This window comes from Halovulum marinum, from assembly GCF_009697225.1.
GTDB lineage: Bacteria > Pseudomonadota > Alphaproteobacteria > Rhodobacterales > Rhodobacteraceae > Halovulum > Halovulum marinum.
Map to the genome: position 1 here is coordinate 44,574 of NZ_WIND01000009.1, position 15,825 is coordinate 60,398.

Annotated in this window: 14 protein-coding genes; 1 reads left to right on the forward strand and 13 read right to left on the reverse strand. The window is 71.9% G+C overall.

Annotation, left to right across the window (positions count from 1 at the left end; all coding sequences use genetic code 11):
* Positions 1–23 precede the first annotated feature (23 nt).
* On the forward strand, positions 24–1,127 hold the full coding sequence (locus GE300_RS12500) for a hypothetical protein (protein ID WP_154446912.1): 1,104 nt from the start codon (positions 24–26) through the stop codon (positions 1,125–1,127).
* Positions 1,128–1,133: 6 nt separating this feature from the next.
* Here the strand turns inward: GE300_RS12500 and modC are convergent, their stop codons facing one another.
* The 13 genes from modC to GE300_RS12565 form a co-directional block, all read right to left on the reverse strand.
* Positions 1,134–2,222 (reverse strand): molybdenum ABC transporter ATP-binding protein, encoded by a 1,089-nt coding sequence (modC, locus tag GE300_RS12505; RefSeq protein ID WP_154446913.1) that lies wholly within the window; start codon positions 2,220–2,222, stop codon positions 1,134–1,136.
* The gene (gene modB, locus GE300_RS12510; protein WP_325063216.1) at positions 2,219–2,917 is read right to left on the reverse strand and encodes a molybdate ABC transporter permease subunit; all 699 of its coding nucleotides are present in this window, start codon (positions 2,915–2,917) and stop codon (positions 2,219–2,221) included. The genes modC and modB overlap by 4 nt, the downstream gene beginning before the upstream one ends.
* A complete protein-coding gene (gene modA, locus GE300_RS12515; RefSeq protein ID WP_154446914.1) occupies positions 2,914–3,669 on the reverse strand; it encodes a molybdate ABC transporter substrate-binding protein in 756 nt (251 codons plus the stop codon). The genes modB and modA overlap by 4 nt, the downstream gene beginning before the upstream one ends.
* Before the next feature lie 62 nt (positions 3,670–3,731).
* A complete protein-coding gene (locus GE300_RS12520) occupies positions 3,732–4,664 on the reverse strand; it encodes a hypothetical protein (RefSeq protein ID WP_154446915.1) in 933 nt (310 codons plus the stop codon).
* Positions 4,665–4,667: 3 nt separating this feature from the next.
* Complete coding sequence (locus GE300_RS12525) at positions 4,668–5,984, reverse strand: TRAP transporter large permease (RefSeq protein WP_154446916.1); 1,317 nt, start codon at positions 5,982–5,984, stop codon at positions 4,668–4,670.
* Positions 5,985–5,987: 3 nt separating this feature from the next.
* Positions 5,988–6,512, reverse strand: a complete 525-nt coding sequence (locus GE300_RS12530; protein ID WP_154446917.1) for a TRAP transporter small permease — start codon at positions 6,510–6,512, stop codon at positions 5,988–5,990.
* Positions 6,512–6,985: a hypothetical protein gene (locus GE300_RS12535; RefSeq protein ID WP_154446918.1), complete on the reverse strand. Its 474-nt coding sequence runs from the start codon at positions 6,983–6,985 to the stop codon at positions 6,512–6,514. The genes GE300_RS12530 and GE300_RS12535 overlap by 1 nt, the downstream gene beginning before the upstream one ends.
* Positions 6,986–7,039: 54 nt before the next feature.
* Positions 7,040–8,014 carry a TRAP transporter substrate-binding protein gene (locus GE300_RS12540; protein WP_154446919.1) on the reverse strand — a complete coding sequence of 325 codons (975 nt, stop codon included), beginning with the start codon at positions 8,012–8,014 and terminating at the stop codon, positions 7,040–7,042.
* Positions 8,015–8,055: 41 nt separating this feature from the next.
* Complete coding sequence (locus GE300_RS12545) at positions 8,056–9,309, reverse strand: NAD(P)/FAD-dependent oxidoreductase (RefSeq protein ID WP_154446920.1); 1,254 nt, start codon at positions 9,307–9,309, stop codon at positions 8,056–8,058.
* Positions 9,306–11,000, reverse strand: coding sequence for a thiamine pyrophosphate-binding protein (locus tag GE300_RS12550; protein ID WP_325063217.1), 1,695 nt, complete (start codon positions 10,998–11,000; stop codon positions 9,306–9,308). Before GE300_RS12550 ends, GE300_RS12545 begins: the two co-directional genes overlap by 4 nt.
* An 88-nt stretch (positions 11,001–11,088) precedes the next feature.
* Positions 11,089–14,142 carry an efflux RND transporter permease subunit gene (locus tag GE300_RS12555; protein ID WP_154446921.1) on the reverse strand — a complete coding sequence of 1,018 codons (3,054 nt, stop codon included), beginning with the start codon at positions 14,140–14,142 and terminating at the stop codon, positions 11,089–11,091.
* 10 nt (positions 14,143–14,152) lie between these two features.
* The gene (locus GE300_RS12560) at positions 14,153–15,190 is read right to left on the reverse strand and encodes an efflux RND transporter periplasmic adaptor subunit (RefSeq protein ID WP_154446922.1); all 1,038 of its coding nucleotides are present in this window, start codon (positions 15,188–15,190) and stop codon (positions 14,153–14,155) included.
* Positions 15,178–15,660, reverse strand: coding sequence for a MarR family winged helix-turn-helix transcriptional regulator (locus tag GE300_RS12565; RefSeq protein WP_325063218.1), 483 nt, complete (start codon positions 15,658–15,660; stop codon positions 15,178–15,180). Before GE300_RS12565 ends, GE300_RS12560 begins: the two co-directional genes overlap by 13 nt.
* Between the last annotated feature and the right edge of the window lie 165 nt (positions 15,661–15,825).

Here is a 15,825-nt window from a genome sequence, read left to right on the forward strand (position 1 = left end):
CGCCGCGGGGCGCGAGACCTGACATGCGCATCCTGGTTCATTTCGGACAGGCCAAGACCGGCACCACCGCCCTGCAGCACACGTTCGGCAAGCACCGGCGCGACCTCGCCGGGCGCGGCATCCTCTACCCGCGGCTGCCGAAGGTTCCGCACAACCACGGCCTGCTGGCGATCGGCTTCAAGGCGGCCGAAACCCTGCATCCCAACTTCCTGCGGATGTTCGGCGGCGATGCCGAGGCGATGCGCGCGGGCGGCGAACAGGCCTGGGACGCGGTCAGGCAGCAGGTCGAACAGGAACGGCCGGAGCTGCTGGTGCTCAGCGCCGAGGAGTATTTCTCGCAGCTGAACGCCGAGGCGGCCGAACGGCTGCGGTCGCGGCTGGAGGGTCTGGGCGCGGCGCGCGCGGACATCGCGACCTGCGTCTACCTGCGCGACCCGGCCTCGCAACTGCTGTCCCTGATCGCGCAGAACGCGGTTTCGATGATGCCGCTGAGCAACCAGTTGCGGCTGCACGCGAAGGGCCGGCTGGCGGCGCTTGAGGCGACGTTTCCCGCAGCGCCGACGGTCTGTGCCTACGACCGCGCGCGTCTGGCCGGCGGCGACATCGTGCAGGATTTCGTCACCCGCTTCCTGCCCGAGATCGCCGATCTGACCCTGACCGCGCCGCAGCGCAAGAACGTGTCGCTGTCCGGCGAGGGCACCGCGATCGTTCTGTGGTACCGCGACCGGCTGCTGACCGAGCGCCGGCCGGACACGATCCACCAGGTGCGCCGGATCCGTCAGTTCCTCGCGCGGATCGAGGTCGCCGACGGCATTTCGCGCAAGGCGCGGCTGCGGCCCGAGGTCCACGACGCCATCATCCGCGGCTCGGAGGAGCTGATCTGGCTGCGCGACACCCACGGGCTGACCTACACCGGCATCGACTACGCGACGATCGACGGCAAGGCGCCGAAGCTGCCGGCGCCGACCCCGGCGACGATCGACCGGTTCCTGGATCTGGACCTGGACCTGCGCGACCATCTGCTGGCGCGGCTGGTGCAGGATCTGCTGCCGGAGATGCCGGCGGCCGGCATCGGTCCGAGAGCGGATCTGGACGACGACAGCGACGACGCCGTCGACGCGGCGTGACCGGCGTCAGTCGCCGATCAGGCCGACGTTCTGCCGGGTGACGGCCACCGTCTTCACGATCCCGAAGCAGTCCACGCCCTCGCCGATGCCCAGCGCGCGGGCCGAGCGCCGGGTGATCCGCGCCAGCAGCAGGTCCTGCCCGGCGCGCAGCTGAACCATGACCCCGGGCCCTTCGCCCTCGCGCACGGCGGCGACGGTGGCGGGCAGGATGTTCAGCGCCGACAGCCCCTCGGGGCGGGCGCGGGACAGGATCACGTCGCGCGCCTCGATCCGGATGCGGATCTGCGCCCCGGGCGGCGCATCCACCATCGGCAGGTACAGCACGCCGCCGGACACCGCGATCTCGGTCAGCCCGTCGTCGTGCTGCCGCGCCACGCGGCCGGTCAGCACCGCGCCGGCGTCGGCCACGCCCAGGGTGGGGATCGCGCCGATGTCGGACAGGATCTCGGCCGCCGGGCCGGCGCGCTGCACCCGGCCCGCGTCCAGCATCACCACGGTCGTCGCCAGGCGGGCGACCTCGGGGACCGAATGGCTGACGTAGATCAGCGGCACCCGCGTCTCGTCGCGCAGACGCTCGAGATAGGGCAGGATCTCGGCCTTGCGCGGATCGTCCAGCGCCGCCAGCGGCTCGTCCATCAGCAGCAGTTGCGGCGCCGACAGCAGCGCCCGGCCGATGGCGACGCGCTGGCGCTCGCCGCCCGACAGGTCGGCGGTGCGGCGGCGCAGCAGATCGCCGATGCCCAGCAGCGCGACGACGTGGCCGAAATCCTCGGGCGTGCCGCGGGCGAAAAGCCGTCCGTACTTCAGGTTCCGCGCCACCGACAAATGCGGGAACAGCCGGTCCTGCTGGAACACATAGCCGACGCGGCGGCGGTGCGGCGGCAGGAACCGCCCGGCCTCGGTGTCCAGCAGCACCGCGCCGTTGACCGCGACCCGGCCGGCGCGCGGGCGCAGCAGCCCGGCGACGGCGTTCGCCACCGTGGTCTTGCCCGAGCCGGAGCGTCCGAACAGCACCGTCACCCCCGGCGGCGCGTCGAAGGCGACATCCAGCGCGAAGCCGGGAAAGTCGTGGGCCAGGCGCACCGACAGCGTCATCGGCCCGCGATCCACCTGGCGACGCGGGTCGCGACCAGTTCCGACAGCAGCAGCGCGCCCATCGCCACCGCGACCGAGACCAGCACCAGCCGCAGCGCCGAGGCCTCGCCGCCGGGCACCTGCAGGAAGGCGTAGATCGCCGAGGGCAGGGTCTGGGTCTGGCCGGGGATGTTGGACACGAAGGTGATCGTCGCGCCGAACTCGCCCATCGCCTTGGCGAAGGCGAGGATCGCGCCGACGATCACGCCGGGCAGGATCAGCGGCAGGGTCACGGTCAGGAACACCAGCGGCCGCGCCGCGCCCAGCGTCGCCGCGGCCTGCTCCAGCCGCGGGTCCACCGCCTCGATCGCCAGCCGGATCGCACGCACCATCAGCGGAAACGCCATGATCCCCGCCGCCAGCGCGGCGCCGGTCCAGCGGAAGGCGAAAACGATGCCGAGGGTCTGCTCGAGGAACTGCCCGACCGGCGCGCGGCGGCCGAAGGTCGCCAGCAGCAGGTAGCCGGTGGCGACCGGCGGCAGGATCAGCGGCAGGTGCACCAGCCCGTTGAGCAGCTGCCGCCCCGGAAACCGCCACCGCGCCAGCGCGTGCGCCACCAGGATCCCCGGCGGCAGGCTGACCAGCGTGGCCCAGAACGCCACCCGCAGCGACAGCGCCACCGCATCCCATTCCTCGGGGCTCAGCCAGCCGCTCACGGCGCGCGGTCCGGCACGGTGAAGCCATGGTCGCGGAAGATCGCGGCCGCCTGCGGCCCGTTCAGCCAGCGCAGCAGCGCCCGCGCCTCGGGCCCGGCGTCGCGCATCGCCGCCAGCGGGTAGCGGATCGGCGGGTGGCTGTCCGGCGGGAACCGCGCGGCGACGGTGACCGCGGGCTCGGCGGCGGCGTCGGTGGCGTAGACCACGCCGAACGGCGCCTCGCCGCGCGCGACCAGCGCCAGCGCCGCACGCACGTTGTCGGCCTGCGCCACCTTGGGCGCCAGCGCGTCCCACAGCCCCAGGTGCGCCAGCGCCGCCTTGCCGTAGATGCCGGCGGGAACCGCGTCGACCAGCGCCATCGCCAGCCGCTCGTCATCCAGCGCCCGCGCCAGCGCCCCCGGCGCCAGCGGATCGGGCAGCACCGCGCCGGGCGCGGCGATCAGCACCAGGCGGTTGCCCAGCAGGTCGGACCGGGTGTCCGGGTCGATCAGCCCTTCGTCCTGCAGCACGTCCATCCAGTCCGCGTTCGCCGACAGGAACAGCTGCGCCGGCGCGCCCTGCTGGATCTGCCGCGCCAGCGCCGAACTGCCGGCGTAGGAGAGCACGACCTCGTGGCCGGTCTCGGCCTCCCATGCCTCGGCCGCGCGGTCCAGCGCCTCGCGGGTGCTGGCGGCGGCGAACACCGTCACCGTGCCGGCCGCCGCCGGGGCGGCCAGTGCGAGCAGTGCCAGAAGGGCAAGGCGAAGCGGCATCGGGTCTCGGCTCGGTTGCAATGGTCCGCACCTAAGCGACCGGGCGGGGCCGGGGCAAGTCCCTAGGCCGGCGCGCGGCGGCCGTAGAGGCGGGTCAGCAGGATCGGCGTCAGGTACATCGGCACCTGGTAGCAGCCGATGAAGATCAGCAGCGGGTCGGTGACCGCCGGCGGCAGCGCCACCAGGAACAGCGCGATGTTGCGGTTGCCGGCGACGATCGACACCGGCACCGCCGCCTCGGCGTGGCCCGCGCCGCGCATCGCGGCGTGCGTGGCCAGTTGCAGCCCGAAGTTCGCCGCGACCGCGACCGCCAGCCAGCCGGCGACCGTCCAGGGCTCGGTGCGCAGCGCCGGGCCAAGCGCCGCCATCAGCCCCACGACCAGCACCCCCAGCAGGATCGAGGAGGCCCCGTCGAGCGCGTCGCGGTGCCGGTCCGACAGCGCCGGCGGCAGCGCGGCGCGCAGCGCGAACGCCGCCAGCACCGACGCGGCAATCACCGCGAACAGGCGCAGCGCCGCCAGCACCACCGCCTGAACCTCGCCCAGCGCGGGTGACAGCAGCAGCACCGGCAGCACCGTCAGCGGCACCAGCCCGGTGCCCAGGATCAGCAGCCGCATCGCCGGCGCCGGGTCGCGGCCCAGCATGACGGTGAAGTTCGGGCTGCCGGTGATCGACGGCGCGGACAGCATCAGCACCAGCGCCACCGCCAGCGGCGCCTGCGCCAGGCCCAGCGGCATCAGCGCCAGCACCAGGCCCAGCGGCAGCGCGCACTGCAGCAGCAGCACCAGCCCGGCCGAGCGGCCGAGATCCCGCAGCCCGCCCACCGCCCGGCGCGGCCCGATGCGGAAGGCGTTGAGGAACAGCAGCAGCGCCACCAGCTGCGGCAGCCAGTCGCGCAGCACCGCCGCCAGCGCCGGCAGCAGCAGCCCGGCCAGCAGCCCGGCGACAAGGCAGACCCGCCCGTGGCGGGCGGCCAGGTGCAGGACCGGGATCACCGCTCAGCCGCCGCCCGGCGCCTGGCGGATGTTCTCGGGCAGCCAGGTGGCGAGGTCCGGAAACGCGATCAGCACGAACACCATCACCACCATGATCGCGAACATCGGCAGCGCGGCGCGGGCGATGAAGCTCATCTCGTGGTTGGTCATGCCCTGCAGCACGAACAGGTTGAAGCCGATCGGCGGGGTGATCTGCGCCATCTCGACCACCACGACGATGAAGATGCCGAACCAGACCAGGTCGATCCCCGCCTGGCGGATCATCGGCTCGACCACCGCCATGGTCAGCACCACCGACGAGATTCCGTCGAGAAAGCAGCCGAGGATGATGTAGAACACCAGCAGCGCCATCAGCAGCTCGAACCGCGACAAATCCAGCGAGGCGATCAGGTTCGCCAGCCCGCGCGGGATGCCGGTAAAGCCCATCGACAGCGACAGGAACGCCGCCCCCGCCAGGATCAGCGCGATCATCGCCGAGGTGCGCACCGCGCCCATCAGGCTTTCGCTGAAGCTGCCCCAGCTGAGCGAGCCCTGCCCGGCGGCCAGCGTCAGCGAGCCCAGCACGCCGAAGGCCGCAGCCTCGGTCGCGGTGGCGAAGCCAAGGTACATCGAGCCGATCACCAGCATGATCAGCAGGATCACCGGCACCAGGAAGCGGGAATTCTTCAGCTTCGCGCCGAAACTCATCGGCGGGTCGGCCTTGGGGTTGAAGTTGCGCGATAGCTGCGAGGTGACGGCGACATAGGCCATGAACATCGCCGCCAGCACCAGACCGGGCAGGATCCCGGCGATGAACAGCTTCGAGATGCTCTCGCGCACGGTCACGCCGTAGACGATCAGCGTCAGCGACGGCGGGATCATCAGGCCCAGCGTCGCCGCGCCCGCCAGCGTGCCGATGATCATGCGCTCGGGGTAGTCGCGGGCGCGAAGTTCCGGGACCGACATCTTGCCGACGGTGGTCAGGGTCGCGGCGGACGATCCCGAAACCGCGGCGAACACGGTGCAGCCGACGATGTTGGTGTGGATCAGCCCGCCCGGCAGCCGCGCCATCCACGGCGACAGGCCGCGGAACATGTCCTCGGACAATCGCGTGCGATAGAGGATCTCGCCCATCCAGATGAACAGCGGCAGCGCCGTCAGCGTCCACGACGAGGACGCGGTCCAGACGATCGTCGCCATGGCGTCGCCGACGGGGCGCGGGGTGAACAGCTCCATCCCCACCCAGGCGACGCCCAGCAGGGCAAGGCCGACCCAGACGCCGCTGCCCAGCAGCAGGAACAGGACGAACAGGAAGATGGTGATCGCGCCGATCTCGCCCATGCGCTATTCCGCCCGGCTTTGCTGGGCGGTGTCCGACCGGATGCCGTGATCGCCGGCGAAGACGATCTGCAGCAGGTGGTCGGTCAGCGCCACCGCGAACACCACCGAGCCAATCGCCATCGGCATCTGCGGGATCCACAGCGGCGTCGCGTCCTGGCCCTGGCTGACATCGCCAAGCTTGCGCGACCACAGGACAAGGTTGACCGCATAGCGCGCCAGGAACCAGGCGGCGACCGAGCCGACGGCGAAGCACCACAGCTCCAGCCAGCGGCGGTGGCGGCCGGCGGCGTTCAGCAGGATGCCGACGCGGATGTGCGCGCCCCGGTTCAGCGCGTGGGCGAAGGCGAAAAAGCTGGCCCCGGCCATGCAGTAGCCGGCGTAGCTGGCCGCACCCGGGAACACCAGGCCGGTCCAGCGCGCGATCATCTGCGCGACGATGATGCCCAGCATGGCGATCAGGAAGGCCGCGGCGATCACGCCGCAGCCGAAGTAGATCGCATCGAGGCCCTGGCGCAGCCGGCGCAGCATCAGTGCGCCGCCCGGGCTTGTCCCGGCCTGCCGGCCAGCCGACGCGGATGCCGGCGCGCGGCGGCCTCGTCGCCGGGGCACGCAAACGGCCAGGCCCGGTAGTCGCCGGCGCCGAGGAACGCGCGCGCACGGCGGCGGCCGCCGAACAGCGACACCCGCCTCGTGCTGTCCGGCAGCGGGCGAAAGGCGGGCAGCCGGTGCCGCGGCCAGACATAGGGCCGGTCGCTGTCGAGGAACAGGATCCAGCGCAGGCATTCGCGGCGCTCGATCGGGTGCAGGGCGTGGCGTCCGCTCAGCTCCGGCGCACCGTCGGAATAGAAACACCAGGCCGACTGCCATATTGCCCCGATCGCCGGGTCGCGGCTGTCCGGCATCGCGGCCTCGAAGGCATCGCTGGCGATCCGCCCCGAGACGAGGCGGCGCAGCAGCAGGGCGGCGCGGCGGCGCGCGGCACTGTCGACGGCAGGGGTCATGGCGGTCCTTTCGGGGTGGCCGGCCCCGGCGCCGCGCGCCGGGGCCGGTCCTGCTCAGTTCGCCTTGTAGGCGTCGATGATCGACTGGCCCTTCTCGCCGGCCGCGTCGAGCCACTCGGCGGTCATCGTCTCGCCGATCTTGGCCAGCCCGGCGCGCAGCTCGTCGCTGGGCGGCTCGACCGCCATGCCGCCTTCCTTCAGCCCGTCGAGGTAGAACTGCGTCAGCTCGCGGGACTTGGCCAGCCCCTCTTCCTGCGCGGCGGCGGCGCAGTCGCGGATCGCGGTCTGCTGGTCCTCGCCCAGGCCGTCCCAGGCGTCCTTGTTCGCGAACACGGTGTTGCGCGGCAGCCAGGCGTCGACCTCGTAGAAGTTCGACAGATGCTCCCACACCTTCTCGTCGTAGCCGGTGGAGCCGGACGAGATGAACGCCTCGGCCACGCCGGTCGCCAGCGCCTGCGAAAGCTCGGCCGCCTCGATCTGCACCGGCTGCATGTTCGCCAGTTCGGCCAGGCGCGCGGTGGCGGCGTTGTAGGCCCGGAACTTCAGCCCGGACAGATCCTCGACGGTGTTGATCTCTTTCGGTGCGTAGATGCCCTGCGGCGGCCACGGCACCGAGTAGAGGTGCACCAGGTTCTGGCTTTCCAGCAGTTCGGTCAGCGCCGGTTCGGCGGCCTCGGCCAGTTTCACCGAATCGTCGAACGAGGTGGCCAGGAACGGCACAGAATCATAGCCGAACAGCGCGTTCTCGTTAGCGTGCGCCGACAGCAGCCGCTCGCCGATCAGCGCCTGGCCGGTCTGCACCGCCCGCTTGATGTCGCCGCCCGAGAACAGCGCGCCGTTCGGGTGGGTGACGATGTCGATCTCGCCGCCGGTGGCCTCGCCGACGCAGGCGGCGAAGCTGGCGGCGGTCTCGGAATGGAAGTTCGTCGCCGGATACGCCAGCGGCATGTCCCAGGTCTCGGCCAGAACCGGCGCCGCCGAGGCCGCGGTCAGCGCGGTCGCGGCCAGCAGGTGCGTGAACTTTGTCATCGTGATTTTCCCTGATGTTGACGGTCTTTCCCGCGGGCGTGTCACCCGCCCTTGCGCACGAACCGTGACGGAGAATACGGGGCGAGGTCAACATTCGGTTGCCGGCCCGAGACCAGTTGCGCCAGCAGCCGGCCGGTTTTCGGCCCGCCGGTCAGGCCGATGTGGTGGTGGCCGAAGCCCATGTAGGCGCCGTCGACCCCCGGCACCGCGCCGATGACCGGCACCGAGTCGGCGGGCGCGGGGCGATGGCCCATCCATTCGCGGGTCTCGCCCCAGGTGATGCCGGGCAGCGCCGCCCGGACGTTGCGGCGCAGCAGCTCCAGCGGCGCGCGCGAGGGTGGCGCGTCGAGGCCGCCGAACTCGACCACGCCGGCCAGCCGCAGCCGGCCCTCCATCGGCGTGGCGACGAACTTGCCGGCGGCGACCATGACCGGCGCGCGGGGCATCACCGACGGCTCCCACAGCTCCAGGTGGTAGCCGCGCTCGCTTTCCAGCGGCACGTCGATGCCCAGCCGGCGGGCGATCGGCCCGGACCAGGCGCCCAGCGCCAGCACCGCGGCGTCGCAGGGCAGCGTCTCGGCGGTGGTGCGCACGCCGGTGACGGCGCCGTTCTCGCGCACGATGTCGGTGACCTCGGCCCGGACCATCCGCCCGCCCTGACGTTTGAAATGCGCGGCAAGGTCCTGCACGTAGCGGCCCGGATCGGCGATCCGCCCGTGCCCGCCCAGGCGGACGGCGTAGTTCAGGCCAGGCGCGAAGGCGGGATCGTAGGCGTGGAACTCCGGCCCCTCCAGCTCGTCCCAGTCGAAGCCGAAGCGGCGGCGCAGGTCCCAGCCGAAGGTGTCGGCGTGGAACTGGTCGCGGTCGCGGTAGATGTAGAGATAGTCCGAGGGCACGATCCAGCGTTCGGCCCCGGTATCGGCGGCCAGCGCCTGGTGGTCGTGCAGGCTGTCGCCGATGATGTCGACCAGCGCCGCGGCGGCGCGCGTTGCGCCCTGTTCGCTGGCGTTGCGCAGGTAGCGCGCCAGCCACGGCACCAGCCGCGGCAGGTAGCGCCAGCGCAGGAACAGCGGCTGGCGCGGGTCGAACAGCATCCGCGGCGCCTTGCGCACCAGCCCCGGCACCGTCACCGGCACGATCGAGCAGGACGCCAGCACCCCGCCGTTGCCGAAGCTGGCCCCTGCGGCGGGACCCTCGCGGTCGATCAGCGTCACCCGGTGACCGTCGCGCTGCAGCCAGATCGCCGTCGAGACGCCGACGATCCCCGCGCCGACGACGCAGACGCTGCGGCTCATGCCACCCACTCCGACACCGGGGCGGCGGCCTCGTGCAGCGGCTGGGCGATCACGTCGATCAGTGCCGGGCCGCCGTGGTCCAGTGCCTCGCGAATGCTGCGGCGCAGGTCGGCCGGATCCTCGACCGTCCACGCCTTCAAGCCGAAGGCGCGGGCCACGGCGGCATGATCGGTGCGGCCGAAGTCGACATTGTAGAACCGTTGCCCGAAGCCGGCGTCCTGGCCGGCCTTGATCCAGCCGAAGGTGGCGTTCGAGAACACCAGGCTGACCACCGGAAGGTCGTAGCGCACCAGCGTCTCGAACTCGCCGCAGCAGAAGTTGAACGAGCCGTCGCCCATCGCCGCGATCACCCGCGCCCCGGGCCGCCCCACCTGCGCGCCCATCGCCGCGGCCAGCGCGTAGCCGAGCGCGCCGTGGGCGCGGTTGGTGATGAACTGCCGCCCGGCCCGCGGCCAGCGGTAATGCGCCGAGAAATAGGGGCAGGGCGTGCCCGGGTCGGCGACGATGACGGCGTCGTCGTCCAGCGTGTCCTGCAACTCGGCGATCACCGCCTCGGGGCGGATCGGCCGCTCGGTGCTGCCGGCCAGCGGCGCGAACGCCGCCAGCTTGCCTTGCCATGCGGCGGCGGCGCGCGCGGCGCCGCCTTGCGCCGGCAGATCGCCGCGCGCCTCGGCCGCGTCGGCCAGCGCCTGCAGCGCCAGCCGCGCGTCGGCGCGGATCGCAACCTCGGTTCGGTAGCTGGCGCCGATCACCATCGGGTCGCTGTCGATGTGGATCACCGGCACGCCCGGCGCCGGGCTGCGCCAGCGCTCGGTGGTGACCGAGCCGGCGCGGCAGCCGACGAACAGCACCAGGTCGGCCGCGTCCACCACCGCGCGGGTCGCCGGCACGCCGCCGTTCGAGCCGACGACGCCGACCGCCAGCGGGTCGGTCTCGGCGATCGCGCCCTGCCCCGACACGGTGGTCGCCACCGGCAGGTCCAGCGCCCGCGCCAGCCGCGCCAGCGGCTCGAACGCGCCGGCGATCACCGGGCCGCCGCCGCAGATCGCCACCGCCCGCTTCGCCCGCGACAGCAGGTCCACCGCCGCGGCGATGGCGTCGGGATCGGGGCCCGCAGGCTCGGCCGGAAAGCTTCGGTGCCGCGGCTCGGCCCAGATCTCGGCGGCGTCGACCGGCGCCTTCTGGGTGTCGAAGGGCAGCGACAGATGCACCGCGCCGGGGCGGCCGGTGGTCATCGCGCGGAACGCCTGGCGCATCGCGGCGGGCAGGCGCGCGGGCGTGTCCAGCGCCGCGTTCCACTTGGTCAGCGGGCGGAACAGCGCGGTCTGGTCCAGCTCGGTCAGCGGGTAGCGGCCGGCCGAGGTCGTCGCCACGTCGGTGGTGATCGCCAGCACCGGCACCGAGCTTTCGTTGGCCTCGACCAGCCCCGGCAGGATGTAGGTCGCGCCGCCGCCGGACGGCCCCTCGCACACGCCGGGGCGGCCGGTGACGCGGGCATAGCCGTCGGCCATGTAGGCGGCGTGACGTTCGTCGCGGGTCAGGAAGTGGGTGATGCCGTGGTCCAGCCGGGCCAGCGCGTCATAAAGCGGCAGCGTGGTGTCGCCGCACAGGCCGAACAGGTGCCGCACGCCACAGGCCTGCAGCATGCGGACCATCGCCTCGGCCCCGGTAAGCTGGTTTCCATGCGGCACGGGCCACTCTCCCCTGTCCCGGCAAGTCGTTGACGGGACGGGCAAGTCTTGGCGAGCGGCCCGCGCGGTGTCAACGCCCGGCGGCGGTTCAGGCCGCCAGCGGCGCGGCGGCCGCCTGCCGCCGCTCGCTGCGCGCGAAGAACACATAGTAGAGTACCGGCGCCGCGATCAGCGTCAGCACCGAGGCGAACGCCAGCCCGCCCATGATCGTCACCGCCATCGACACGAAGAACGCGTCGGTCAGCAGCGGCGCCATGCCCAGGATGGTGGTCGCCGCGGCCAGCACCACCGGCCGCAGGCGCGAGGTCGAGGCGGTGACGATGGCCTCGCGCAGCGGCAGGCCCTCGGCGCGGACCAGGTCGATCTCCTCGACCAGCACGATGCCGTTCTTGATCAGCATCCCCGACAGGCTGAGCAGGCCCAGCAGCGCGGTGAAGGTGAACGGCAGCCCGGTGCCCAGCAGCGCCAGCACGACGCCGTTGACCGACATCGGCACCAGCAGCCAGATAATGATCGGCTGGCGCAGCGCGTTGAACAGCAGCACCGAGATCAGCACCATCACCAGCAGGCTGATCGGCAGCTGCTGGCCCAGGCTTCGCTGCGCCTCGGTCGAGCTTTCGTACTCGCCGCCCCAGGCCATGCTGTAGCCCTCGGGGATCGGCATCGCCTCGACCGCGTTCCTGATCTGGGCGTGTACCTCGGCGGCGGTGCGGTCGCCGGGGATGTCCGCGCCGACGGTCAGCGTCGGCAGCCGGTTGCGCCGGTGATAGAGCGTGTCCTGCACCTCGAAGGCGAAGCCGTCGGTCACCTGGTCGATCGGCACCAGCAGGCCGCCGCTTTCGCTGTAGACCAGCTGGTCGTCCAGCTTCAGCCCCGAGTCGTCGGGCTGCTTCACGTAGATCGGGATCAGCCGTTCGCCCTCGCGGAACATGCCGGCGGACACGCCGTCGGTGGCGAAGCGCAACGCGTTGGCGATGTCGTCGCGGCTGATGCCGGCGCTTTGCGCCCGGTCGGTTGCGTAGACCGGCTTGAGCACCAGTTCGGGCTCGCGCCAGTTCTGGCGCAGGTCGATCAGCTCGTCGCTGGTCCGTTCCATCACCGCGATCGCCTGCTCGCCCAGCTGGCGCAGCACCGCCGGGTCGCTGCCGGCGAAACGCACCTCGATCGGATCGCCGCCGCCGGGGCCGAACACCAGCCGGCGGGTGCGGAACTCGGCCCCCGGCAGCGTCTCGCGCCCGAACCTCTCGAGCGCGTCCTGCAGCGGCGGGATATCGTCGATGGTCTGGGTGCGGATGATCAGGTGCCCGTAGCTGGGGTTCGGCTTCTGCGCCGCGTAGGTCAGCATGAAGCGCGTCGCGCCCTGGCCGACGAAGGTGGTGTAGGACACCACGTCGTCGCGCTGCGCCAGCCAGTCCTCGACCCGCGCCAGGTCCTCGGCGGTGGTGGCGATGTCGGTGCCCTGCGGCAGCTTGTAGTGCACGAAGAACAGCGGCGTGTTCGAGTCGGGAAAGAACTGCTGCCGGATCTGGCCGAAACCGACGAAACTGGCGGCGGTGATCGCCAGCAGCGCCAGCAGCACGATCCAGCGCGCCGCCAGCGCGCCGCGCAGCACCGAGGCGTAGGCGCGGAAGACCGGGCCGTCGTAGGCCCCGGCCCCCCGGCCGTCGCCGCGCTTGAAGAAATAGTGCCCCAGCAGCGGCGTGACGGTGATCGCCAGCACCCAGGACAGCAGCAGCGAGATGCCGATCACGGCGAACAGCGAGAACATGAACTCGCCGGTCGCGTCGGGGCTGAGGCCGATGCCGGCGAAGGCCATGATGCCGATCACCGTCGCGCCCAGCAGCGGGATCTGGGTCTTGCCCGCGGCCTCGTCCGCCGCCGCGCGCGACGATCGCCCGCCGCGCATCGAGATCTGCATCCCCTCGGCGACGACGATGGCGTTGTCGACCAGCATGCCCATGGCGATGATCAGCGCGCCCAGCGAGATGCGCTCCATCTCGATCGAGAACAGCGCCATGAAGAACAGCGTGCCGACCACGGTCAGCAGCAGCGTGCTGCCCACCACCACGGCGGCGCGCCAGCCCATGAACAGCGCCAGCACCGCGACGACGATGCCGACCGACATCGCCAGGTTGACCAGGAACGCGTTCGACGCCGCCTCCACCACGACGTGCTGCTGGTAGATCGGGTGCAGCTCGATCCCCTGCGGGATCGAGGGCATCAGCGCCGCCAGCTTGGCGTCGACGCGCTTGCCGACATCGACGATGTTCTCGCTGGACAGGCCGGCGATGCCCAGGGTGAACGCCTCCTGGCCGTTGAAGCGCACCATCATGTCCGGGTCCTCGACCCGGCCGCGGCGCACCCGGGCGACGTCTGCCAGGTTCAGCACCTCGCCCGAGACGCCAATCGCCAGCCCCGAGATCGCCGAGACGCTGTCCGAGCCGTCGGCACCCTGGAGGATGGTGCGGTTGCGCGCGCCGGTCAGCGAGCCGGCCGGCACCACCGAGTTCGCGGTGGCGATGGAGTTCACCATCGCCGCCGGCGCCACGTTCTGGTTCACGCTCAGCGCCAGTTCCGGCTCGACGAAGATCGCCTCCTCGGGCAGGCCGGCGGTCTCGACGTCGGCGACGCCGTCGACGGTCAGCAGCTCGCGCCGCAGCCAGTTCGCCAGCCGGTGCTTCTCGGCGTCGCTGTAGCCATCTGCGGTCACCGCGTAGTACAGGCCGAACACGTCGCCGAAGCCGTCGTTGACGAACGGCGCGCTGACGCCCTCGGGCAGGCCGCGGGCGGCGTCGCGGACCTTGGCGCGCAGCTTGGTCCACAGATCCGGCAGCTCGGTGCCGTCGTAGGTCGACTTGATCTCGACCTCGATCAGCGACTGGCCGGGGCGGTTGACCGAGGTGATCGTGTCCACCTCGCCCATCTGCTGGATGGCGGATTCCAGCGGCTCGGACACCTCGCGCGCCACCTGCGCGGCCGAGGCGCCGGGATAGCTGGTGGCGATGACGGCGTTCTTGATGGTAAACGCCGGGTCCTCCAGCCGGCCCAGCGCGTTGAAGCCCCAGATGCCGCCGAACAGGCTGGCGAGGATCAGCAGCCAGGTCAGCAGCGGCTTCTCGATTGACGCGCGCGCGATGTTCATCGGTCCGTCCTCAGTTCGGGAAGCCGGCGAAGCGCCGGACCGTCTGGCCGTCGTCCAGCGCGGCGGCGCCGGCGAGCACGATCTCCTCGCCGGCCTCGAGCCCGGCGCTGACCGCGACCTGGCCGTCGGCGGTGGGCCGGATCTCGACCGCGCGCCGCTCGACCGAACCGCGCCCGTCTTCATCGGGGTGGAACACCATGACGTGCGCGCCGCCGTCGGGCTGCGGCACCACGGCCGAGGGCGGCACCACGATCCGGGTGCCCGGCTCGCGCAGCGTCGCTGTCACCACCGCCGACGAGCCCGGCAGGATCGCCAGATCCTCGGGCGGGGTCATTCCCAGGGTCAGCGTGTAGGTCTGTCCGACCTGCGAGGCCTGGGCGTTGAACTCGCGGATCTCCAGCGGAAAGCTGCGCTCGGCGGCGGGGAAGCTGGCGGTCAGCGTCACGTCCGGGTCGCGGCCGGCGCGCTGGAACAGGATCTCGGGCACGTTGATGTCGATCCGCAGGTCCGACATGTCGTGCAGGCGCACCACCGGCGTTCCGGCCGCGATCGTCGAGAAGCTGGCGACGTTGCGGCTGGCGACCAGCGCGTCGAACGGCGCGGTCAGGGTGGCGTTCTCGAGATCGCGCTCGGCGCGGCGCACGGCGATGCGCGCCAGGTTTGCGGCGGTGCTGGCGTCGTCCACCGTCACCTCGCTCACCGCCGCGCCGCGCAGCTTGGTCAGCCGTTCCAGGTCGCGCTCGGCCTGATCGAGCTGAAGCCTGGCCTGGTCCAGCGCCAGCTCGAACGGCTCGGTATCGAGCCGCGCGATCAGCGCGCCGGCGGGCACATGCGCGCCCTCGACCACCGGCAGCTCGACGATCTGCCCCCCGACCTGGAACGCCATGTCCACCGTCTCGCGCGCCACCACATGGCCGAAGAACACCCGGCTGAGGCCGCTTTCCCCGGCCTGCACGGTCATCAGCTTGACCGGCCGGGGCGCCTCCTGCGCCGCGACCGGGACCGCGCCCAGCGACAGCAGGACGATCAGCGTGGTCAGGTGTCGCATAGTTTCAGCCCCTCGGGGTAGCCGTTTTCCAGAATGCGCGCCGTGGCCTGGCGCACCAGCGCGGCGAATTGCTCGATGTCCTGTTCGGACAACCCGGTGACCTCGCGCACCGTGGCGCCGGCCTCGCGCAGCATGCGCTCGCGCAGCGCGCGGCCGTCGTCCGTCAGCCGCAGCAGCCACGCGCGGCGGTCGTCCGGGTCACGCCCGCGCACCGCCAGGCCCTTGGCCTCGAGCGCGTCGGCGACCGCGGTCACCGTCGACGGCAGCGCCATCAGCTCGCGCGCCAGATCGCCCATCCGCTTCGGCGCGGGCAGCCGCACGATCAGGTGCTTTTCGGGCTTGCTCAGCTCGACGCCCAGGTCGACCTGGGCGATGCGCTCGCTCAGCCGGGCGTAGAGCAGGCTCACGCCCATGAAAAGCTGCACGTCGGGCGCGAAATCGAGAAGCTCGTCTGCGGGTCTGTCGGTCACGGTATCGTCTCTCCTGTCAGGTTGCTTCATTTATCGAAACTTTCATTGTGTCAACCAACCTCCCGCGACCGTGAACGGCGGACGGCGTTTCCCTTCGGCCGGGCACGGGGCTATAACCGGCGCGCACGGGGCCGGAACCGCCGCCCCGCCAGGACCGGACGGAGG